Here is a 20,831-nt window from a genome sequence, read left to right as displayed (position 1 = left end):
GGAGGTGGAACTAGGCCCTATTGCATCTTAGGCTAGAGGAATCGTATGTCCTAGGACTTTTTTTTCGCTTTCTGGCGGAGTACATACAGGTATAAGCTTTCCGTTTTTTCTCTTGCCCATGGGGTTTTTCTCAAAAACTTCAAGGAGGAGTTTATACTGGGATCATGGGTGAAACATCGAATATTGATCTCTTTGCTCAAGCCTTCAAAACCTTGATAGTAATCTACTAATTCTTCTAAAATATCCGCGAGCTTCTTCCCGTGTAAAGGATCTTTTGACGTCTCCATAAAACCTGTTTTTATGCAAAGATACTGTTTATTCTCGGGGTGTAAGGGCACACACCTTGTCATTCGAAGTAAATAATAAGAATCATTTAACAGCACTGAGCTTTTGAAGTAAGTTTGTAAACCGTTGCTCACTTTTCCCATGCCTTTAAGCAGCGATTTGGCGTGAATCCTTCCAAACTATAACAAGAGGGCATCGGTATTGCTCTTCCTTAATTGGTTTAGGATAAAATGGCTACAGTACTATAAGATACGAAAATATTTTGTGTATAAAGCTGTTATGTATCATCTCTTTACAAAAAAAAGAAGCGGAACTTTAACTAAACAAAATAGAAAGCTATGAAACAAAGAGTGCCCGTATCACAAATTATGACAAAGGTATTAATCGCCGTACCTCCTACAAAAAAAATAAGCGAAGTAAATCAACTATTTACCGATTATAAGATTCGACATATTCCCGTAGTAGAAGGTGAGCAGCTGGTGGGGATTATTTCGAGCAATGATATTTTAAAAATCGGATATAGTACGGCAGAAATGGATGCTGAAGCGATTAACGCGATTTATGACGCTTATCAATTAGAAGATATTATGACCGCTAACCCCATCGTAGTAGACGATGAAACAACAATTAAAGAAGTAGCCGAATTATTAGTTAACCAACAATTCCACTCCTTACCCGTGGTAGATAAAAACAAAACCTTGGTTGGAATTGTTACAACGACAGACCTCATTAATTATTTAATCGCACAGTATTAATGGTAGATGAGTTTTGCTTTTTAGCCTTTTATTCTCTGAATAAAAGGCTTTTTTTTGTTCAAAACTGTACCTTTGTACCTAAACCAAGATAAGTGAAAATGAATTCTTTTGTTGCTTTAGACTTTGAAACTGCCAATCAGCATAGAAGTAGTGTCTGTAGTGTTGGATTGGTCTTTGTTGAAGACAGACAAATCGTTGATAAATACTACGAATTAATAAAACCGACGCCCAATTTTTATAGCTATTGGAATACCAAAGTGCACGGCTTAACGCAAAAGGATACAGCTCAAGCAGCAGAATTTCCTGAATTGTGGGAGTATTTGCTCGACCGCATTAAAGACTTGCCTCTAGTTGCGCACAATAGTGCTTTTGATCAAAGTTGCCTCAAAGCCGTGTTAGCGAGCTACAATTTGCCAGTTCACCAAAATCCGTTTTATTGTACTTTTCGCACATCTAAGCGTCTATTTCCGTCATTACCCAATCACAAGCTCGATACGGTATCCCAATATTTGGGATTCAAATTGGACAACCACCACCATGCGCTAGCTGATGCTGAAGCTTGTGCACACATCGCTTTGCACGTGTTTTAGTTGAATAGATTCAAGTATGTTGGCAGACGCCACTATACTTGAATCTATTCATGTACCTACCAATCAACGAGATATAGACAAATTAGTTGTCTAATTGCAACAAAATTGTCGTTCCTTGTTTGGGATTAGAGTGGATTTGTAAAACTGCGTCAATGAGCTCTGCTCGTTCTTTCATATTCGTTAAACCTATCCCGCGATGGATCGACTTCCCAATTCCTAAACCATTGTCTTTAACTTCAAAATAAAGGTGATAGGCATCTGTATATACCCTTAACTGACAGCTGCTCGCCTGGGCGTGCTTGTTGACATTTTGAAAAGCTTCTTGAATAATCTGATAAATATTAACTTTTTGAAGGGTAGTTAGTTGTTCTAAACACAATTGGTTTTCAATAGAAAAAGAAAAAACGGTTTTGTTTTTATTCTTTTGTTTGTTCACTAATTCACTTAATAAATTCTCAAACGACTTGTTTTGGAATCGATTTTTCTGTGAAAAGGAATGTGAAATCTCTCGAATGGTATTTTCTAAATTTACCAATTCATCGACCAACATACTCTTTAGTGTTTTATTGGGTATTTCGAGTAATTGAGTATTGAAACGCAAAGTGAATATGCTGTTGATTACCCCATCGTGTAAGTCTTTAGCAATTCGATTTCGCTCTTTTAATATGGTGTCATTCTCAATCGTATTATTTTCAATTAGCAAGTTTAAAATTCGCTCGTTTTTAGATTTTTCGCTATTGGTGTGAATCAGTTCCCTATTCTTGGATTTTAGTCTAAACCAAAGTAAGAAAAACAGCAAACTGCCGATAACAATAAATGCGCTGAGGTAGATTAGGTATATTTTTTGCTTTAAAGTTTCATTTTCTTGTTCCAACAAGAATGAATTGTATTCAATTTTGGCAAATTTCCCTTTGGTTTCCAAATGAGTATCCTCTAATAGGGCAGAGAGGTCGACAAATTCTTTGATTAGTTCTGCCGTTTGTTGATCTGCGTGGAAGAGTAGGAGCTTTTGTAGAATCGCTTTCTTTTTGGTGTACAAATTGTTTTCATCGGTCAAGTCGTACGCTTTTTTTAACCAGTGTAACGATGCTGAGCGTTGGCCTAAGTCCAAGTAGATATCGGCAATATGACCACAAATATCCACGGAGTAAAACGGGTGATTGAGCTTGTTGTATATCTCGTATGATTCTAATAGACGGGCAATAATATCCTCTTCTTTACCTTGTTGATAACGGGTGAGGTGATAGGTCGTATGAAGGTGGGCAAATAGTTGTTTGGGTGCACTACTTTTGTGATAGTATTCAAGGGCTTGTAGAGCAAAGGTTTCTGCCTTTTCTAATTGATTGAGCTCTTCGTAATACAACGCTATATTACCCAATAAGTTAGACATCGCCATATTGTACTTTTTTTCTGGTAAAGTTGCATAGCGACCTTCGTCTTTTTTCAGCGTTTCATAGGTCTCTAGCATCGTCTGAAGGGCTTGAGGATTGTTGAAAAGATCTGTTGTATAAAAGGTCTTCAACTGATTAGCCTCAATGTGAATCGGGTGATCAGGTGTTTTTTTAAGTAGCTTGAGTGCTTGATATAACTTGTTTTCTGACTCTTTGTGGAATCCTACTTCATACAACAATCTGGCTTGGTAATAGATGTTTTCAGCTAGGCCCAAACTATCCCCGCTTTTTCCATAAAAGCGCTCTGCCTTTAAGTAATACGCATATACGCTATCGAGTTGTTGATTGTCGTGATAAAAAACGGCAATGTTTTCGTAAATATCAGCCAAACGCGTATAGTCTTTTTGTTTTACAGCCTGTTTTTCGGCAAGATCTGAAAGCGCAAAGAACGCGTTGGTATTACTGCTCCAACGCATGCGATCGAGCAAGCGGTCAACCTCTTCGCGTGGTTGATCTTTTGACTGAAGTAGTGCTGCTACAGCAGCTTCGTATTTTTTTGAAATGCTGTCCTTTTGAACAGTTGTTCGCTTAAAGGCATAAAGATTGTCTAAATCGGTCTGGTGTTGGCTCTGCTTATGCTGACAGCTACTGCTTAGTAGCAGTAAAGACGATACAAGTAAATATAGTGAGTACAGTCGCTTCTTATAAGTCATATAAAATTGTTGTTGTTGTTGTTGTTGTTGTTTACAGTTCCTTAGGCAATTGAATGGTCACTTGGGTATACTGTCCCAATTGAGACTCAATAATCAAATGTCCATGGTGGAGATTGATTATCTTCCAGGCTAAAGATAAGCCTAATCCTGTTCCTTGAATAGGCAAAGCATTGGAAGATCGATAGAAAGGCAAGGTTAGTTTTTCCAAGTCTTCTGCTGTAATACCTATGCCATAATCTTTGATTTGGATGATAATAGCGGTAGACGTAGTATCAAGAATGAGATCAACTGGTTGATTAAAAGAGAATTTATCGGCATTTAGAATTACATTGGATAGGGCTAAACTCAACAGTTGTTGATTGCCCTTTATGTGGAGCTTATGCAGTTCTTCCGCAGTTTTAACCACAAAATTTAGCTTTAAATCTTTGTGGTGTATCAGTAAGCTATCAGTGGTTTGCCACCAAAAGTGCTCAAAATCAAGCGTGGAGAAGTTGTGGTTGTTTTGATCTAACTTTGCTAATGTCAGCAGGTTGTTTATAATTTGATCGGTGTAAATTGTATCTTGAATGATGGACTGAAGCGTTTCTTTATACTCCTTTTGGGAGCGGTCTTGGGTTAAAGCAATTTCAGCTGTCCCTAGAATTGCTGCTATCGGTGTTTTAAGTTCGTGTGAGGCGTGAGCAATAAAAGCCTTTTGGTTTTCAAAGGATTCGTGTAAGCGCTCGAATAAGGTATTAATAGCTTCGCTCAACGATCGTATTTCATCTTTAGACATCTCAGCAGTAGAAAGAGGCTCTGCTAAAGTATCTACATTTCTAGATTGAACGTGATTAATGATATTTTTGATGGGGTGTAAAAACGATTCTGCAAACAGGCGTGAGAGCATAAAGGTGATGAATAGTGCAATCAATAAGCTAATCAACATGATGGAGCGCAACTGTTTTAAGGCATCGAGTCCCGTTTGATCAACGGCCTTTGCCATGACAATATAATTGCCAGAATTATCCTTATACAAGACTCCAAAAACATATTCATCTCCTTGTTTAAACCACACTTTGTTTTCATCGACGACGGCTTGTAGAATATCTTTGTTCCACTTTAGGTCTTCTTCAGCAATGAAAATTGGATTAAAGTCAAGGGTGTAAATGCGTATTTGTTCTTTGGGAAGTGTGCGGGGAAATTTGCGCAAAACTTCTTGAAACTCGGTAAAAGTAAAGTTGTCTTCGGCTAAATAGTTGTGTCCCACTATATAAGCTCGATCTTCCAATTGCTTGAAAAAGTTTTTTTGCCAGTGATTCGCCACTACGACGTAAATCGCAATAAGTACAATAGAAAGTAGAATGGCAAATAAACCAATGAATTGAAGAGATAAGCGGGTGCGAATTTTCATTACAACTAGTTTTTACAAGTGATCTTGGTTGATGGTTTCATTTGCGGAGGCCATGGCTTTTTCCTTGACCCTGGACTACTCTTTGCTTAGCAAAACGACATATTGCGCCCATAAAGGTATTTTATTATTTAGAATAAAGAAAGGAAGTCTGCCTTGTTATTTGCAAATGTTTTTTCGTATGAGCAAAAATTTAAGATATAAATAGGGGAAGGAGAACCGCTTGCAGTAGAATACATCCCAAACAATAACGGTTGTTTTTTCGTTACTAAGCAAGCAAATCAATAGGAGGAAAATGAAATTACCAAAAAAAAGACCACTATACTGTTGTATATGTGGTCTACTTTATTCCTTTGTCAAGCTGTGGATAACAGCCTAATGATGTCTTTATTTTTTCCAGCGCACTTCTTGTGCTTCGTATTCATCCTGATCCGCAACGAATATTTTAAAGCGAACTTCATAGTCTTCAGGTACATAGATTACGATTGGCATTCTTCCGTTGTAACGCGTTGTTTCAGGTTGACTTGATACGTATAAATGGCGTTTTGGAGCATCAGGACACCCCATTTGGGTAGCAGCTACATCTCCTTTCGATTCAAATACATAGTAGTCATACCCCCAACCTTGTAAGTCTTTTTTCTCTAATGTTCCCATTAATCCGTAGTGGTTACAACCATCGACTTCCATCATTTTACCTACAGTAAACTCAATCTTCTTGGAGTTATCTAGTTTTGAATGTGGTACTTCAATAACCATTTGTTTATATCCTTTTTCTGGTTTTGGAAAAATAGATACATCCACTTTTTGTGCTAAAGCTCCTGTAGTAAGACCTAAAAACACAACCAATAATCCAATTGCTTTTTTCATGCTATTTATTTTTTTAAAAAATTGCTTGGTTAAAGTTACATCTTTCGAGGAATATAAGTATAGTTTTAATAAAAGATTAAAGTTTGAGCGGTAAAAGAAGTGAATATCCATACTGAATTAGGTGTTCAAAATGTAAAATACGCTGCTTGTATATCCACTGTTAAAAGCGTTTTCTGTACTGACTTGGCGTTAAGCCGAGTAGTTTTTTTACGTAGCGAGTAAAAAAAGATCGACTCGAAAATTCCATTTTGTCAGCGATTTCAGAAATAGTTAGGGTTTTGTCATTCAATAGTTTCGTGATTAAATCTTCAGTATAGCGTTTAATCCATTCAGAGGCGGTGATCCCTGTGTTTACCGTACAGATATGATTCAGGTGTTTAGCTGTAATACATAACCTATCGCTGTAAAACTGCACGCTTCTTTGTGTGATACAGTGTTTTTCAACTAGTTCAATAAATCGAATATAGTGTGTGCCACTTTGAAAATTGCTTTCTTGTTTGCCTAATTCTCCCTCAAAAATATGCCACATTTCCAACAAAAATAGTTGCATATGAAGATTTAATACTTCCTGATAAAAGTGATGCGTGGTATCTAATGATTTAGCATATAGCGTTTTAAAACTCGAGATAATCCTCTTTTCGTCTTGGGCGGAAGGGTGAAGGATAGGGTATTCTTTGGCGTATAGGATGCTTTTTATTTTGCGGTTAACGCTTGGGGTGTTTTCTAGGACCAAAGTTCTGGAAATCAATAAGATTGTGGCGTTGAAATCTGCCGAAAACGTCAAGAACTCAATGGATTGCTCCGCTAGCCAAAAAGCAAATTCTCCTTGCCGACAGTGGTATTGCTGCTTGTTGAATACAAAGTGCATACTCCCTTTGTTGCAATACAAATGCAGGTGATAATGGATGCGAAAGTATGGAGGAACCGATAAAGACGCATTCGCTTGGTAGAGGATGACTGCTTTTTTCTCATCTATTTTTTTAAACATAGCGTATTTTGTGTTAAAAATACGTAATATTTGACATTATTAGCGTTATTGGTGTAGGATTATTTCCTATAAATAGAACTATGTTTGTATAACACGGCAGAATAAGTAGATGTAGCCGTACTATTACTAGCTATTTCAGAGGCGTGCATTCTTCATTTTTTGCCTTTTGAAGCAGATAGAACAGCAAAGTAAAATGCCACTACACCGTGGTTTCCCTGAGATAGAGTCAGAAAAAAGTACGCAAGTTGCGTAAAAAAATATAAAGAGTTTAGAAAAAGATCGCATTTATAGCCAATACTTACCATTTTGGCATAAATAATGTAGTATAATAATCGAATAATATAAATTGTAATGTTATGAAAAATAGCCAAAAAATGAGATTTGAAAACAAAGTTGTATTTATTACAGGAGCAGGAGGAGGTATCGGACGTGAAACAGCTTTGGCATTCGCTAGAGAAGGTGCAAGTGTTGTTGCCACAGATATTTCCGAAAAAGCCAATCAAGAAACGGCAAAGTTGATTGAAGATGAAGGAGGAAAAGTACTCGCTGTAACGGTTGACGTAACGGATTCAAAGAGTATTCAAGAAGCTTTAAACCAAACTATTGCAAAATATGGGAAGCTAGATTTTGCTTTCAACAATGCAGGAGTAGAGAACAAAGTAGAACCGCTACATGAAGTGGACGAAGAAGAATTTAAACGCGTTGTAAATATTGATTTAACCGGTGTGTTTTTGTGTATGAAGTACCAATTGCCACTACTGTTGAAAAATGGGAGCGGATCTATTGTCAATACAGCATCCATTGCAGGAGTAACTGGATTCACTGGAGGTGCTAGTTATGGTGCAGCAAAACACGGGGTCATCGGTTTAACAAAAACAGCAGCGTTAGACTACGCAGCTAAAGGAATACGCGTCAACGCAATTTGTCCGAGTGTAGTTGAAACAGAAATGATTAAGCGCTATAATAAAGACGGAAGTATGGACGCCTTAAAAGCCAACCTACCTATTGGGCGATTTGGTCGTGTAGAGGAAATCGCGGCGGCAGTGTTGTGGTTGTGTTCAGACGAAAGTGAATTTATTGTAGGACAATCGCTAATTTTAGATGGTGGACAGTTAGCTGGATTCTAAGGTATACCAGACCAATATAAATACCAAAGTACAAATGCACGCCGCATTTGTACTTTGTGTTTTTATAAGATTATATGGAAGTCTACGTGGCGTATATAGCTTAGCTGATATAATTCCAAATACTAGTATTTTGATTCAATCGATGTAATTTCTCTTTAATCTTATTGTTCTCTGGGTGTTCCAATGTGGGGTCTTCTTTGAGTAATTGTATGGCTTGATGTCTGGCGTAATGTAAAATCTCCTGATCCTGTACGATATCAGCAATTTTTAGGGGGAGTGTTCCACTTTGTTGCGTACCCATAATATTACCAGGGCCACGAAGTTTGAGGTCGACTTCTGAGATCTCAAAACCATCATTGGTGCGGCACATGGTTTCCATGCGTATTTTACTGTCATTACTCAATTTATCTCCTGTCATCAGGATACAGAAACTCTGTTCTGCTCCTCGTCCTACGCGACCTCGTAATTGGTGTAATTGAGATAGTCCAAATCGCTCTGCGCTTTCAATAATCATCACCGAGGCATTGGGCACATTTACCCCCACTTCAATCACCGTTGTAGCCACCATAATATTGGTTTCTCCTTTGGCGAAGCGATCCATTTCTCTGTCTTTTTCGGCAGGAGTCATTTGGCCGTGTACGATACTTACACTGTATTGCGGAAGGGGGAAATCTCGTGATATTCCCTCGTAGCCCTCCATTAAGTTTTTATAGTCCAGGGTTTCGCTTTCTTCAATTAGAGGATAAACAATATAGACTTGTCGGCCTTTGGCAATTTCTTGCTTGATGAAGTGCCACACGGCAAGGCGTTTTCCCTCGAAATAGTGCATGGTTTGAATGGGTTTTCGACCCGGAGGAAGCTCATCAATCACCGAGATGTCCAAATCGCCGTACAGGCTCATGGCTAAGGTACGGGGAATAGGTGTAGCGGTCATCACCAAAATATGAGGGGGGATGGTGTTTTTCTTCCAAAGTTTAGAGCGTTGTTCCACCCCAAATCGATGCTGTTCGTCAATAATGGCTAAGCCCAAATTCTTAAAGATTACTTTGTCTTCAAAAAGGGCATGTGTACCGATGAGAATGTGCAAACTTCCCTCTTCTAAGTCGTGATGAATCACTCGACGTTCTGCTGTTTTAGTAGAACCCGTAAGTAATTTCACCTGTATGCCCAAGGGAGCCGCCAGTTCAGAAATACCGATAAAGTGTTGGGTGGCTAAGATTTCAGTTGGCGCTACGATACACGCCTGAAAACCATTGTCTAAAGCGAATAGTGTACTAATAAAAGCAACGATGGTTTTTCCTGAGCCAACATCCCCTTGTAGCAAGCGATTCATCTGTGCAGGCGCTCCTACGTCATTGCGGATTTCTTTAATCACCCTTTTTTGGGCATTGGTCAAAGGAAAGGGCAGGTGATGGTTGTAAAACGCATTGAAATAATCGCCCACTTGTGTAAAAGGAAAGCCTTTAATCTTGCCCTTACGCGCAATATTTTTAATCAAGAGTTGCATTTGAATGTAGAACAACTCTTCGAATTTTAAGCGAAACTGAGCTTTGTTGAGCTCGTTGGGGTTTTTGGGGAAGTGTATGTTAACCATGGCTTGATTCATCGGCATTAACCCCAATTTACTGCGCATGGCTTCGGGTAGTGAATCGCGAAATAAAGGATAGGTTTCCTGTACCAATTGGTGCATGAGTTTATTCATTGCTTTATTGGTGATACGACTGCCCAATTTTTCTGTGGAGGGATAGACCGCTTGCATGGTTGACGCCAAGTTATTTTGGTGTTCCTCTAGGGTTTCCATTTCTGGGTGAGGCATAGAGTAGGTGTAGTTGAAATGATTCAGCTTACCAAAAATAACGTAAGGAGCGTTGAGTTTTATATTTTCTTTGATCCACTTGAATCCTTGAAACCATACAATCTCCAATTGACCTGTCCCGTCTGTAAAGGTCGCAACTAAGCGAGTTCCCCTTTTTTGTTCGACCGTTTTTAGGTGGATGATTTTACCGATTAGCTGTACTTCTGCTAAGGTAGTTGTCAGTTCATTGATCTTGTAATAACGCGTGCGATCAATATATCGATTTGGATATAGATGTAGTAAATCACTGTACTTAAAAATACCTAGTTCTTTTTTGAGTAAGTCACCGCGCTGAGGACCAACCCCTTTCAAGTATTCAATCGGTGTGTCAAGTAAGTTATTGTACATGGTTGAAATCAAATCAAATTAAAAGTCCTAAGATACGGGTTTTTGAGGGAATAGGTCAAGGGGTTTTTGAGAGAATGCTTCGCAATTTTGCAACGCATTTGCCTTGTATTCATTCTGCACTAGGTAGGAAAAGAGGAGTAGCTGAGGTTTACCGGTTAAAAAGTTGTAATTTAGAGAAAGACTTAAGGTAGATTAAGTAAAAGAGGGTAAAACAGTTGTATTTTTACCTGTAAAGAAAAATAAACGTATAAAACCAGATAGATTATGTCAAATGTAGATTTAGTTATTGAAGAAAGAGCTGCGAGTATTGGTAATTTTCTTGTGGGAAGATTGCTTCCTTTCCGCCAAAAGCGTACGGTAGGTCCCTTTGCTTTTATTGATCATATGGGTCCAGTAGCAGTTAAAGATCACGATAATTTAGATGTTGACCCACATCCTCATATTGGTTTATCCACATTAACCTATCTCTTTGAGGGGTCGATTATGCACCGAGATAGTTTGGGAAGTCACGTAGAGATTACGCCAGGTGCGGTGAATTGGATGACGGCGGGTCGCGGTGTCGTTCATTCTGAGCGTATGCCTGTCAATGTTCGCCAAGAACGACCGGATATGGTGATGCATGGCTTACAAATTTGGATCGCCTTGCCCAAAGGGTTGGAAGAAATTGAACCGTCATTCGTACATATAGAGGCAAAGGAATTGCCAAGTTGGCAAGAAAATGGGGTAGACTATAAGCTTATTGCAGGAAAAGCCTTAGGATATGAGTCACCTGTTCCCGTACACAGCCCTTTATACTATATAGAAATCAAGTCTAAAGATGCAGCAAAAATTAATATTGGCGCAGGCTTATTCGGAGAATCAGCTTTATACATTCTCGAAGGGGAAGTAAAAAGCGGGGAGCATACCTATGGTAATAAGAACATTTTAATTGCCAATGACAGTACGCTGTGTGAATTTGAAATGGCTGCCTATACAACCGTATATATCTTTGGAGGAGAGCCATTGCCAGAAGAGCGCTACATTCTATGGAACTTTGTTTCGCATGATGTAGATCGCCTCGAAAAAGCAAAACAAGATTGGATTGATCAAAATCACGAGGCTTTTCCACTAATCGAAGGAGATGACACCACCTATGTTCCATTTCCAGACGGAATGAAAAATTTTAGAAACAAAACAGTAGATTCATCAAAATAAAACTATGGAAGTAAGAGTAATTGCTACATTAGGCACCACTTTATATCAAACCGAAGTAAAAGCGGGAAAACACAGGATCATTAGCGATGAACCTCTTGATTTAGGAGGAGGGGATACGGGTTTAAACCCGTTTGAATTATTGGCCTCATCGCTGGCTACGTGTACAGCAGCTACGCTGCGCATGTATATGGATATGAAAAAATGGAGTGTGGATAAAATTGTAGTCACTGTTGAGATGGAAGATGATAAACCCAATAAAGTAGCCAACTTTAAACGCAACATTGAGTTCGTAGGAGGGACTTTAGATGAGGATCAGAAAAAACGCCTCTTGACAATAGCAGAAAAATGTCCAGTTCACCGAATAATAACCGGTAATGTTGCAATTGCAACAGCCATAAAAAACGAAGCACACATGGAAATAAAACACGAACAAACCCCAACCAAAGGCGCGTTTACCGCTTGGATTGACGGAAAAAAAGCAGGAGAAATGACTTATAGCGTGGCTGGCGAGTCGATGATTATTGTCGATGCCACCCATGTAGATGAAGCATTTAAAGGCCAAGGCGTAGGAGGAAAGTTGCTACACGAGGGCGTAATCCCATTTGCCCGTGAGAAAAAAGTAAAAGTAATGCCGTTGTGCCCTTTTGTTAAAGCAATGTTTGACAGACATGAAGAGCTGTCTGATATTCGTGCATAAGCGAGGAAGAAATACAAATAATTGATCGAAAAGACTTAGTAGACAAAATTAGGAGGCAAGAGGCTCCTTTGTCTGCTAAGTTTTTTTACCTTTGCACTAAGTTTAACTGCTATAAATATTGCTTTATGAATGAAAAAACATCATTTGGTTTATGTTCAACGATTGAAGTGCCTTTTGCTATTCAAGCAATGGGGAGTTGTTGGTCTAAGAAGGGCTTATTAGTAGCAAACTACGTATGTACAGATGCGGAAGACCCTACGACATTTGAATTGGTTTATACCTTGATCGATGAAGAGGGCAATCGACGAGAAATTGTCGAGTCAGAAGGGGTGTTACCTACGTTGTTCTTAAATCCTCTAGCAACTAATTTTGTGGCTGTTATGGGGGATAAAGATGAAACAGCATCTCGTGAAATTCTCCCCGTTTTTAAACGTGAAAAAACAGGACATTTCTGTTTTGATAAAGATTTGGCTGGACGATTTGTAGGCTGTACCAAGGCATCTACCATTTTTTATGAGGTTGACATCTGGAAGGAAAGCAAACAAGACGTGATGACTTGTCTTACCTTTCAAGAAAATGATATTTTAGGCGGAAAACAAATTACAGTACCTATGCCCAAAGGGAATAAGGTTTGTGTGCAAAACAATGAAATTCATCTTATTACAGAGGTGGAATCAGGGTGGTTACACCGCCAAATTAACGAAAGCGGCCAAGAAATACGCAGTCGTGTATTGGAGTTTGACTTTCCGTTTGTACACGAAGCACTGTCGCTGTCTTTCGATACAAAATCGTATTTGTTGTGTGAAGAAAATGGAGAAATTGGCTTGGTTGAAATCGACGAAGAAGGCAATTGTCTCTATGGAGATTTATACAACTTGGGCGATGAATTCTTCGGTACATGGCATCCACAACACCTAAATGAGCAAACAAGTGCTATACAATTTACTACAGAACACGGCAATGGTTGGCTAGTTATCCGTCAGGATCAATTGGTGGAATTAGTGTACAACAAAAATAAAAGTGGCTATAAAAACTTGCTCTCAGGTGAGGTTTTTTCGCTGGAAACAAATGATTTAGCCGTTTCGTCGATTAGTCCAATCACAGAAAATAAAATAGGAATCGTCTTCCATCCACGCAAATCTAGAAAGGAAAAATACCAGAAGATTTATGTGTTGCAACACGAGGTTGTGTAGTTGACGCTTTGTTTTTTGTACGCTTTGTTTTTTGTACCTATTATCCATGACAAGGTCACTTGTCGATCGTTTATTTTCTTCACAAAAAACCGTTAACTTTTCTGTTTTTTCTGTCAATTCCTCTACTTTTGGAAACTTGAGTAAAAAGTAGAGATATAAGAAAACTATGAGTATAAGTTTAGCTACGTGGAATGTAGATCCAGAGATTTTTAGAATCGGCGATTTTGCCATTCGTTATTACGGTGTGTTATTTGCAGTTGGTATGATTTTGAGCTATCAACTGATGAAGCGCCTTTTCACCAATGAGCAGATTGCAATTAAATATTTGGATAAACTACTGATTTATATTGCGATAGGAACTGTTGTAGGAGCTCGATTAGGACATTGTTTATTTTATGATTTTGACTATTACGCTCAACATCCGCTAGAGATTATCTTGCCGATTGCCCAGGTAGATGGGAGCTATCACTTTGTAGGATTTATGGGGTTAGCAAGTCATGGTGGGGCGATTGGTGTACTGCTAAGTTTAGCTTTGTTCTGTAGAAAATACAAGGTCAATCTCTTGCAATTACTCGATCGACTAGTGATTGCGATTCCTATTACTGGTGCCTTCATCCGATTTGGAAATTTTATGAATTCGGAAATTTACGGCAAACCCACAGCTAGTATTTTTGGTGTTGTATTTTTACGCGATGACAATTTAGCGCGACATCCCACTCAATTGTATGAAGCTTTTGCCTATTTAACGGTAACTATTTTACTCTATGTTTTATATCAAAAGAAATATGCAACATACAAAGGCTTGCTCTTTGGACTCTTTCTGATTTTGATGTTTACGGCTCGCTTTATTTTGGAGTATTTCAAGGAGAATCAAGTGGCTTTCGAAGAGGGTATGGTACTGAATATGGGGCAAATTTTGAGTATCCCTTTTATGGTTGTTGGACTTTTGTTAGTTGTTTGGAGTCTGAGACAGCCCAAAGACCATTCGAATTTAAGAATAAATGAAGAAAATGCTTCTACAAATACTGAGGCGAGAACGGAAGAATAAGACTACATCAAAAACCTTTTAACCCCTGTTAAAAGGTTTTTTTGTGCACGTTACTTAATGTAGGTTAAGCCCTCTAATGGATTAGATGTTGTAACTTTATACTGTACTTAAAAACAAGAAGTTATGGAAATAGGAATCAGTATGTTTGGAGATTTGCGTCTGAATAAACAGACCAATACATATCAAGCTCCACAACAGCGTTTAGGCGAATTGATAGAAGAAATAAAACTGATGGATGAAGTAGGCTTGGATGTTTTCGGAATTGGAGAGCACCACCGTCCGGATTATGCGGTCTCAACACCGGATATTATTTTGGCAGCTGCAGCTAGTGTGACCCAACATATCAAGTTAACTAGTGCTGTAACGGTTTTGAGTTCTAACGATCCTGTTCGTGTGTATCAATCATTTTCAACGATTGATTTACTGTCAAAAGGAAGAGCAGAGATCACGGTGGGACGCGGGAGTTTTATAGAGTCATTTCCTCTATTTGGGTATAATTTGGAGGATTATAACGAATTGTTTACAGAAAAATTAAACCTCTTATTGAATATTAATGCAACGGAAGAACCACTGACCTGGACGGGTAAACACCGCGCGTCTTTACAGGGGCAACAAGTATTTCCACGAGCAGAAAAACCCATGGCTGTTTGGATTGCAGCTGGAGGAACACCTGAATCGGTTTTGCGTGCCGCTAAATTAGGCTTGCCTTTGGTCTTTGCAATTATTGGAGGTATGCCTGAACAATACAAGCCTTTCTTCGACTATTACAAAGCGGAGTATCTTGCAGCAGGACACGATCCTAATGCGATGCAAATAGCTACGCATTCACATGGTTTACTAGGAGCAGACGGCAATCAACTGTCCAAAGCATATTTTGATTTATACAAAGGACAAATGGACCGCATTGGAGCATCTAGAGGATGGCAACCCTATACCTATGAGCAATATGAAGGCGGTAGAAGTAAAGACGGAGCTTTATTTATTGGAGATGCCAACCAAGTCATTGATAAAATCTTGTATCATCAAGAGATGTTTGGTTTAACGCGTTGGTTGATGCACATGGATTTAGGGGCACCTGATCATCAAACGATGATGAAGTCCATTGAATTATTGGGTACAAAAGTAGCCCCTGCTGTAAAAAAAGCACTAAAACAGTAAAAATACAGGCGTAAATAGTTAATTTTGTTTTTTATAGATTATTTGGTTGAAAGAGATTGAGGTATTCAATCTCTTTTTCCGTTTTAAACCCATAAGATGATGATATATATAGAAACAGAACGCCTAGTGTTGAGGCAGTATAAACCGACAGATGAAGCTGATTTTATCCGTTTGTTTCAAGATCCCCTAGTTATGCGTTATTTTTTAGAAGCAAAGACCACAGCAGAAGCACAAGCTAGCTTTGTCAAGTTTCAGCGTCTTATTGCGGAAAATGGCTATGGTGTTTTTGCCGTAGAGGAGAAGGCAAGTCAACAGTTTATTGGGTTTATCGGATTAAATCGCTTTGAATTTGACGTTGACTTTGCTCCTGCAATAGAAATTGCCTGGCGTTTATTACCAGAGTTTTGGAACAAAGGCTATGCAACAGAAGGCGCCAAGGCGTGTTTGGATTTTGCTAAAAATCAACTGAAACTCGATCAGGTATATGCCTTTACAACGGTATCCAATACCCCCTCTGAGCAGGTGATGATCAAATGTGGTATGACCTATGTAAAGAATTTTAACCACCCTTTAGTTCCGAAGGAGCATCCTCTTTTAGACCATCGTCTTTATGTGATTTAGTTTGTGATCAACATATACAAAAGCAAAGAGCGCTACAAGCGCTCTTTACTTTTATTAACCTATGCTTTGGTTTTTGAGATTTCTTTTACTAAGATATAGCGAATGGAAGGCGCATCAGCAGGTGGGTTTGGAACATCTTCTCTGCGTACTTCCAATTTGTAGTTGTATCCTTCTTCGTATTGAAAACCTTCGATAGAAGTGTAGAACAAGGTCCACTCGCCATCTTCTGTTTCTTTTACTTGTAAACACTTCATTGGACCAACGCCTGTACAATCTACTTGTTTAGGGCCAATGAACATGGTTACAATGTCTTCAGCTTCTTTTGTTTCAGGAGCTTCTGTTGTATTTAGTGTTTCTTCTACACTTACTTCTTCAACAGCGTCTTTTTTTTGTTCTTTTGTGCCTTGGCAACTAGCAAAAGCGAACATTCCTGCTAAACTGGCAATTAAAAGTGTTTTTTTCATGGTAATTAAAATTTTTATGTAAAAATACGGTTTTTTACCGGGATACCCGTGTTTTTTTTGTTAAAAGGGAGGTGAGGGTTTATTGAGGTTTTTTTTGGGTTTTGTTCGAGTCTCCTTCGAGTTTTCTTCGCTAAATGAGTCTTTATCCCTTATAAACTCAGAGAACAGTCGAAGAACTTACGAACAAATGTCCTTTTGTAATTTATGAGGCGTTGATTATCAGTGTGTATGCTTGTTGTTTTAGGATGTTTTGCAACAAATAAGAAAGAGAGAGGTTAATTAAGGAAGGAGGAGATATATGGCAAGTAAAAAAAGAGTAGGTAAGGTAGGAGGGAATGATGGGGAATCACTCGTTTTTTACTTCTATATGTTCTATCTCTTTTCCCAATTGACAAGGATTTAACGAGATGTTTACGTAATCAATTAAAGTACTTTCCCTACTAAAATATTAGTTTAATTACTTATATTTGCGTTTATTTTAAAACTAAAAACCGTATTAAAATCTAGATAATGAGTTTAGACGAAAAATTTCATGACGATATGGGAGATAACCACATTGCTTCTAGCGATGCGACTCCATTAAGAAGTGATGCGTTTGATCGCACAGACGAAGAAAAGATCGAATTAATTAAGAAAGACGTTGAGAGCATTTTAAACACGTTGGGGTTAGATTTAACAGATGACAGTTTAAAAGGGACGCCTAATCGCGTAGCGAAGATGTTTGTTAAAGAGATTTTTGGAGGTTTAAATCCAGCGAAAAAACCAAGTTCATCTACGTTTGACAACAAGTACAAGTACAATGAAATGTTAGTAGAGAAGAATATTGTGGTATATTCTACTTGTGAACATCACTTATTGCCTATCGTTGGACGTGCTCACGTAGCTTATATTTCTAATGGTACGGTTGTTGGTTTATCGAAAATGAACCGCATCGTTGATTTTTATGCAAAGCGACCACAAGTACAAGAGCGTTTAACGATTCAGATTGTAAATGAATTAAAACGCGTATTGAATACAGAAGATGTTGCCTGTGTGATGGATGCGAAGCATTTATGTGTAAATTCACGTGGAATTAAGGACATCGAAAGTAGTACAGTTACGGCTGAATTCGGTGGGCGTTTCAAAGAAGAAAGTGTGAGAAAAGAATTCTTAGATTATATTAAATTAGATACACAATTCTAATCGTATAACATTAAATCATTACTATGGCATTATATCAAGAACAACAATTAAAAGTTTACAACTCTCTTTCAGGGGAAAAAGAAGTTTTCGTACCGATTCACGCTGGTAAAGTAGGAATGTATGTTTGTGGACCAACGGTTTACAACTATGTGCATTTGGGAAACTGTAGAACTTTTATTTCTTTTGACTTGGTATTCCGCTATTTAAAACATTTAGGATACCAAGTGCGCTATGTGCGTAATATTACGGATGTTGGTCACATGGTGGACGATGCTGATGAGGGGGAGGATAAAATTGCGAAACGCGCGCGTATTGAGCAAATTGAACCGATGGAAATCGTACAGAAATATACGGTGAACTTCCACAATATCCTCAAGCAATTCAACAATTTACCACCGAGTATTGAGCCTACAGCAACGGGGCATATCATTGAGCAAATTGCTATTATTGAAGGAATTATCGCCAATGGTTTTGCATATGAAGTAAACGGATCTGTTTATTTCGATGTAGAGAAGTACAATACCCAACATCACTATGGGATTTTAAGTGGACGTAAGATTGAAGATTTACTGTCGAATACCCGAGATTTAGACGGACAATCCGACAAGCGCAATCCGTTGGATTTTGCCCTTTGGAAAAAAGCAGAGCCGGAGCACATCATGCGTTGGCCTTCCCCTTGGGGTGATGGATTTCCAGGATGGCACTTGGAGTGTACGGCAATGAGCACTAAGTATTTGGGGAATCACTTCGATATTCACGGCGGAGGAATGGATTTAAAATTCCCACACCACGAATGTGAGATTGCACAAAACGAAGCATGTACGGGTAATACACCAGTAAACTTTTGGATGCACGCCAATATGTTGACGCTTAACGGAAAGAAAATGGCTAAATCAACGGGAAATAACATCCTGCCGAATGAGTTGTTTTCAGGAGAAAATGCCGTACTAAGTAAGGCATTTGCCCCAGCAGTGGTGCGCTTCTTTATGTTACAAGCGCATTATCGCAGCGTATTGGATTTCTCTGATGAGGCGATTTTGGCGTCTGAACGTGGATTTAACCGATTGATGGAAGCGGTAAAGCACGTACAAGAATTACCAGTTTCTGCTCAATCAACTGTCGATATACAAGCGTGGAAACAACAGTGTTATGATGCGATGAATGACGACTTTAACAGTCCGATTTTGATTGCTCATCTATTTGAAGGTGTGCGCATCGTCAATGTTATTAAAGAAGGCAAAGAGCAGATTACTGCTGCTGATTTGGCTTTGTTTACCTCCTTGATGCACGCTTTTGTATTTGATGTATTGGGATTAGAATCAACAAGTGTTATGGCGGCAAATAACGATAAGTTAGAAGGCGTTGTAAATATGTTGATTTCAATGCGAAATGAAGCTAGGGCGAATAAAGATTTCGCGATGTCGGATCACATCCGAGACGAGCTTGCCAAGTTAAATATTCAACTAAAAGACGGAAAAGAAGGGACATCCTTTTCTTTATAATACAATAAAAGCTATAGGGATTCTCTTATAGCTTTTTTTTATTACCTTCACATTATGTTTCGAAAAATACTCATAGCGCCATTTATCTTGCTGGTGCGTTTTTATCAGGGGGGCATTTCGCCTTTCTTTCCGCCGACCTGTCGTTATACGCCGACCTGCTCGCACTATACTGTAGAGGCATTGCAGAAACACGGCTTGCTAAAAGGAGGTTGGTTGGCTGTTAAGCGCATCCTTCGATGTGGACCATGGGGAGGCAAGGGATATGATCCAGTACCTTAGTGTATTTTTGTCTCAGATTGTGAAATAATTTTTCTATTTTTACGTATTCACTAAAGCGGAATTCCGCAATAATAATATAACAAACTCGAATAGTATGATTTGGAATCCTTCAGAAGGTTTTGATTTAGGTTTTATGCAATTGCGTTACTATAGCTTAATGTTTGTAGTAGCTTTTGGTTTAGGTTGGTTCGTGATGAAAAAGATCTACGACCGCGAAGGATTAAGCGTAGAGAAACTCGATAAATTATTTATATATACCGTATTAGCGACCTTGATTGGGGCTCGTTTGGGTCATGTGTTTTTCTATGATTGGGATTACTTTAAAGATCATTTACTCGAAATTATATTACCCGTTCGCTTTTCGCCAAAATTTGAAATTGTTGGATTCAGTGGGTTAGCGAGTCACGGTGCTGCGATTGGTATTATTCTAACCATGTATTTTTACAGCAAAAACATCATTCAGAAGCCGATTCTGTGGATTTTGGACCGCGTAGTGATTCCAGTAACCCTAGGGGGAATATTCGTTCGTTTAGGGAACTTTTTCAACTCAGAAATCGTAGGTCATGTGACAACTAGTGCTTTTGGTGTTCGCTTTATTCGCGATGAGTATTCAGCGGGAAAAGCGATGGAAATTACGGGCTTAAACAATCCGAATGCAGCCTATGAGGCCATTCAACATAATCCGCAATTTGCAGAAGCATTAGCAGCAGTTTTACCTAAGCATCCCACTCAATTATATGAAGCATTTGGCTATGTGATTGTTTTCCTTATTCTGTATTTTATGTACTGGAAAACAGAGGCCCGAAAATACGGAGGCTATATTTTTGGGGTCTTTTTAGTTTTGCTCTGGATGGTTCGCTTTATCGTGGAGTTTGTAAAAGGAAGTCAAGGCGGATTTGAAGAAACTTTAGGATTATTGTCGACAGGGCAGTGGTTGAGTATTCCGTTTATCCTAGCAGGTGTTTACCTGTGGGCAACGGCAAAAAAGAGAATTTACGCGTAGTACAAGCGCCATTTGATATAGAATCGCACTGCTTTGAAAAAAGAGTGCGATTTTTTTTAGGATGTAATTGATTTGCTCTAAAAGACTTAGGGTTTTAGCTGTAAAAAATATAAAAAAATATTGTCTTATTGTTTGTCAAAGTCAGTAAATGCGCTATATTTGCACTCGCAATACAGAAGTAAAG

General features: G+C 38.6%; 20 protein-coding genes and 1 pseudogene. 14 read left to right on the top strand and 7 right to left on the bottom strand.

All coding sequences use genetic code 11. The features are described 5' to 3' along the window. Positions 1 to 50: 50 nt before the first annotated feature. The gene (locus H4K35_RS07070; RefSeq protein ID WP_182626680.1) at positions 51 to 287 is read right to left on the bottom strand and encodes a VF530 family DNA-binding protein; all 237 of its coding nucleotides are present in this window, start codon (positions 285 to 287) and stop codon (positions 51 to 53) included. Between the two features lie 336 nt (positions 288 to 623). Here H4K35_RS07070 and H4K35_RS07065 point away from each other — a divergent pair, with 336 nt between their 5' ends. Continuing rightward, positions 624 to 1,040: a CBS domain-containing protein gene (locus H4K35_RS07065; protein ID WP_182626679.1), complete on the top strand. Its 417-nt coding sequence runs from the start codon at positions 624 to 626 to the stop codon at positions 1,038 to 1,040. Positions 1,041 to 1,138: 98 nt separating this feature from the next. Continuing rightward, positions 1,139 to 1,630, top strand: coding sequence for a 3'-5' exonuclease (locus H4K35_RS07060; RefSeq protein WP_182626716.1), 492 nt, complete (start codon positions 1,139 to 1,141; stop codon positions 1,628 to 1,630). A gap of 82 nt (positions 1,631 to 1,712) precedes the next feature. On the opposite strand, the gene H4K35_RS07055 is transcribed toward H4K35_RS07060, so the two are convergent. From H4K35_RS07055 to H4K35_RS07040, 4 genes are all read right to left on the bottom strand, one after another. Next, positions 1,713 to 3,734: an ATP-binding protein gene (locus H4K35_RS07055; protein ID WP_182626678.1), complete on the bottom strand. Its 2,022-nt coding sequence runs from the start codon at positions 3,732 to 3,734 to the stop codon at positions 1,713 to 1,715. 31 nt (positions 3,735 to 3,765) lie between these two features. Continuing rightward, positions 3,766 to 5,124: a cell wall metabolism sensor histidine kinase WalK gene (locus H4K35_RS07050; RefSeq protein ID WP_182626677.1), complete on the bottom strand. Its 1,359-nt coding sequence runs from the start codon at positions 5,122 to 5,124 to the stop codon at positions 3,766 to 3,768. Between the two features lie 384 nt (positions 5,125 to 5,508). After that, positions 5,509 to 5,988: an ecotin gene (locus H4K35_RS07045; protein ID WP_182626676.1), complete on the bottom strand. Its 480-nt coding sequence runs from the start codon at positions 5,986 to 5,988 to the stop codon at positions 5,509 to 5,511. Positions 5,989 to 6,148: 160 nt separating this feature from the next. Beyond that, a complete protein-coding gene (locus H4K35_RS07040; protein ID WP_182626675.1) occupies positions 6,149 to 6,976 on the bottom strand; it encodes a helix-turn-helix domain-containing protein in 828 nt (275 codons plus the stop codon). Between the two features lie 374 nt (positions 6,977 to 7,350). Between H4K35_RS07040 and H4K35_RS07035 the strand changes: the two genes are divergently transcribed. Next, positions 7,351 to 8,103: an SDR family oxidoreductase gene (locus H4K35_RS07035; protein WP_220497663.1), complete on the top strand. Its 753-nt coding sequence runs from the start codon at positions 7,351 to 7,353 to the stop codon at positions 8,101 to 8,103. A gap of 100 nt (positions 8,104 to 8,203) precedes the next feature. Here the strand turns inward: H4K35_RS07035 and recG are convergent, their stop codons facing one another. After that, positions 8,204 to 10,306 (bottom strand): ATP-dependent DNA helicase RecG, encoded by a 2,103-nt coding sequence (recG, locus tag H4K35_RS07030; RefSeq protein ID WP_182626673.1) that lies wholly within the window; start codon positions 10,304 to 10,306, stop codon positions 8,204 to 8,206. Between the two features lie 264 nt (positions 10,307 to 10,570). Here recG and H4K35_RS07025 point away from each other — a divergent pair, with 264 nt between their 5' ends. The 7 genes and pseudogenes from H4K35_RS07025 (at position 10,571) to H4K35_RS06995 (ending at position 16,217) form a co-directional block, all read left to right on the top strand. Then, entirely contained in the window at positions 10,571 to 11,500 is a 930-nt protein-coding gene (locus H4K35_RS07025; protein ID WP_182626672.1) for a pirin family protein, read from the top strand. Between the two features lie 4 nt (positions 11,501 to 11,504). Next, positions 11,505 to 11,897, top strand: a pseudogene (locus H4K35_RS07020) (OsmC family protein); the annotation flags it as partial. Positions 11,898 to 11,912: 15 nt separating this feature from the next. After that, positions 11,913 to 12,197 carry a GNAT family N-acetyltransferase gene (locus H4K35_RS07015; RefSeq protein WP_182626715.1) on the top strand — a complete coding sequence of 95 codons (285 nt, stop codon included), beginning with the start codon at positions 11,913 to 11,915 and terminating at the stop codon, positions 12,195 to 12,197. A gap of 125 nt (positions 12,198 to 12,322) precedes the next feature. Then, positions 12,323 to 13,390: a hypothetical protein gene (locus H4K35_RS07010; protein ID WP_182626671.1), complete on the top strand. Its 1,068-nt coding sequence runs from the start codon at positions 12,323 to 12,325 to the stop codon at positions 13,388 to 13,390. Positions 13,391 to 13,556: 166 nt separating this feature from the next. After that, positions 13,557 to 14,438: a prolipoprotein diacylglyceryl transferase gene (gene lgt, locus H4K35_RS07005; protein WP_182626670.1), complete on the top strand. Its 882-nt coding sequence runs from the start codon at positions 13,557 to 13,559 to the stop codon at positions 14,436 to 14,438. Between the two features lie 123 nt (positions 14,439 to 14,561). After that, positions 14,562 to 15,596, top strand: coding sequence for an LLM class flavin-dependent oxidoreductase (locus H4K35_RS07000; protein WP_182626669.1), 1,035 nt, complete (start codon positions 14,562 to 14,564; stop codon positions 15,594 to 15,596). A gap of 96 nt (positions 15,597 to 15,692) precedes the next feature. Beyond that, a complete protein-coding gene (locus H4K35_RS06995; protein ID WP_220497662.1) occupies positions 15,693 to 16,217 on the top strand; it encodes a GNAT family N-acetyltransferase in 525 nt (174 codons plus the stop codon). 59 nt (positions 16,218 to 16,276) lie between these two features. Here the strand turns inward: H4K35_RS06995 and H4K35_RS06990 are convergent, their stop codons facing one another. Next, a complete protein-coding gene (locus tag H4K35_RS06990) occupies positions 16,277 to 16,681 on the bottom strand; it encodes a DUF4377 domain-containing protein (RefSeq protein ID WP_182626668.1) in 405 nt (134 codons plus the stop codon). Between the two features lie 510 nt (positions 16,682 to 17,191). On the opposite strand from H4K35_RS06990, the gene folE reads away from it, so the two are divergent. The 4 genes from folE (at position 17,192) to lgt (H4K35_RS06970) (ending at position 20,647) form a co-directional block, all read left to right on the top strand. Next, positions 17,192 to 17,863, top strand: a complete 672-nt coding sequence (gene folE / locus H4K35_RS06985; RefSeq protein WP_182626667.1) for a GTP cyclohydrolase I FolE — start codon at positions 17,192 to 17,194, stop codon at positions 17,861 to 17,863. A 23-nt stretch (positions 17,864 to 17,886) separates the two neighbouring features. Further along, positions 17,887 to 19,365, top strand: coding sequence for a cysteine--tRNA ligase (gene cysS / locus H4K35_RS06980; RefSeq protein WP_182626666.1), 1,479 nt, complete (start codon positions 17,887 to 17,889; stop codon positions 19,363 to 19,365). Between the two features lie 54 nt (positions 19,366 to 19,419). Beyond that, positions 19,420 to 19,644 carry a membrane protein insertion efficiency factor YidD gene (gene yidD, locus H4K35_RS06975; protein ID WP_182626665.1) on the top strand — a complete coding sequence of 75 codons (225 nt, stop codon included), beginning with the start codon at positions 19,420 to 19,422 and terminating at the stop codon, positions 19,642 to 19,644. Between the two features lie 76 nt (positions 19,645 to 19,720). Then, positions 19,721 to 20,647: a prolipoprotein diacylglyceryl transferase gene (lgt, locus tag H4K35_RS06970; protein WP_182626713.1), complete on the top strand. Its 927-nt coding sequence runs from the start codon at positions 19,721 to 19,723 to the stop codon at positions 20,645 to 20,647. Positions 20,648 to 20,831: the final 184 nt, after the last annotated feature.

It is taken from the genome of Myroides sp. NP-2 (assembly GCF_014145665.1).
Classification (GTDB): Bacteria; Bacteroidota; Bacteroidia; order Flavobacteriales; family Flavobacteriaceae; genus Flavobacterium.
Note: the sequence above shows the minus strand (reverse complement) of the source record. Positions and strands in the feature narration are given on the sequence as shown.

Coding starts and splice junctions, on each gene's coding strand:
- H4K35_RS07070 (WP_182626680.1), bottom strand. CDS start 287: ATGGAGACGTCAAAAGATCCTTTACACGGGAAGAAGCTCGCGGATATT.
- H4K35_RS07065 (WP_182626679.1), top strand. CDS start 624: ATGAAACAAAGAGTGCCCGTATCACAAATTATGACAAAGGTATTAATC.
- H4K35_RS07060 (WP_182626716.1), top strand. CDS start 1,139: ATGAATTCTTTTGTTGCTTTAGACTTTGAAACTGCCAATCAGCATAGA.
- H4K35_RS07055 (WP_182626678.1), bottom strand. CDS start 3,734: ATGACTTATAAGAAGCGACTGTACTCACTATATTTACTTGTATCGTCT.
- H4K35_RS07050 (WP_182626677.1), bottom strand. CDS start 5,124: ATGAAAATTCGCACCCGCTTATCTCTTCAATTCATTGGTTTATTTGCC.
- H4K35_RS07045 (WP_182626676.1), bottom strand. CDS start 5,988: ATGAAAAAAGCAATTGGATTATTGGTTGTGTTTTTAGGTCTTACTACA.
- H4K35_RS07040 (WP_182626675.1), bottom strand. CDS start 6,976: ATGTTTAAAAAAATAGATGAGAAAAAAGCAGTCATCCTCTACCAAGCG.
- H4K35_RS07035 (WP_220497663.1), top strand. CDS start 7,351: ATGAGATTTGAAAACAAAGTTGTATTTATTACAGGAGCAGGAGGAGGT.
- recG (WP_182626673.1), bottom strand. CDS start 10,306: ATGTACAATAACTTACTTGACACACCGATTGAATACTTGAAAGGGGTT.
- H4K35_RS07025 (WP_182626672.1), top strand. CDS start 10,571: ATGTCAAATGTAGATTTAGTTATTGAAGAAAGAGCTGCGAGTATTGGT.
- H4K35_RS07015 (WP_182626715.1), top strand. CDS start 11,913: ATGGAAATAAAACACGAACAAACCCCAACCAAAGGCGCGTTTACCGCT.
- H4K35_RS07010 (WP_182626671.1), top strand. CDS start 12,323: ATGAATGAAAAAACATCATTTGGTTTATGTTCAACGATTGAAGTGCCT.
- lgt (WP_182626670.1), top strand. CDS start 13,557: ATGAGTATAAGTTTAGCTACGTGGAATGTAGATCCAGAGATTTTTAGA.
- H4K35_RS07000 (WP_182626669.1), top strand. CDS start 14,562: ATGGAAATAGGAATCAGTATGTTTGGAGATTTGCGTCTGAATAAACAG.
- H4K35_RS06995 (WP_220497662.1), top strand. CDS start 15,693: ATGATGATATATATAGAAACAGAACGCCTAGTGTTGAGGCAGTATAAA.
- H4K35_RS06990 (WP_182626668.1), bottom strand. CDS start 16,681: ATGAAAAAAACACTTTTAATTGCCAGTTTAGCAGGAATGTTCGCTTTT.
- folE (WP_182626667.1), top strand. CDS start 17,192: ATGAGTTTAGACGAAAAATTTCATGACGATATGGGAGATAACCACATT.
- cysS (WP_182626666.1), top strand. CDS start 17,887: ATGGCATTATATCAAGAACAACAATTAAAAGTTTACAACTCTCTTTCA.
- yidD (WP_182626665.1), top strand. CDS start 19,420: ATGTTTCGAAAAATACTCATAGCGCCATTTATCTTGCTGGTGCGTTTT.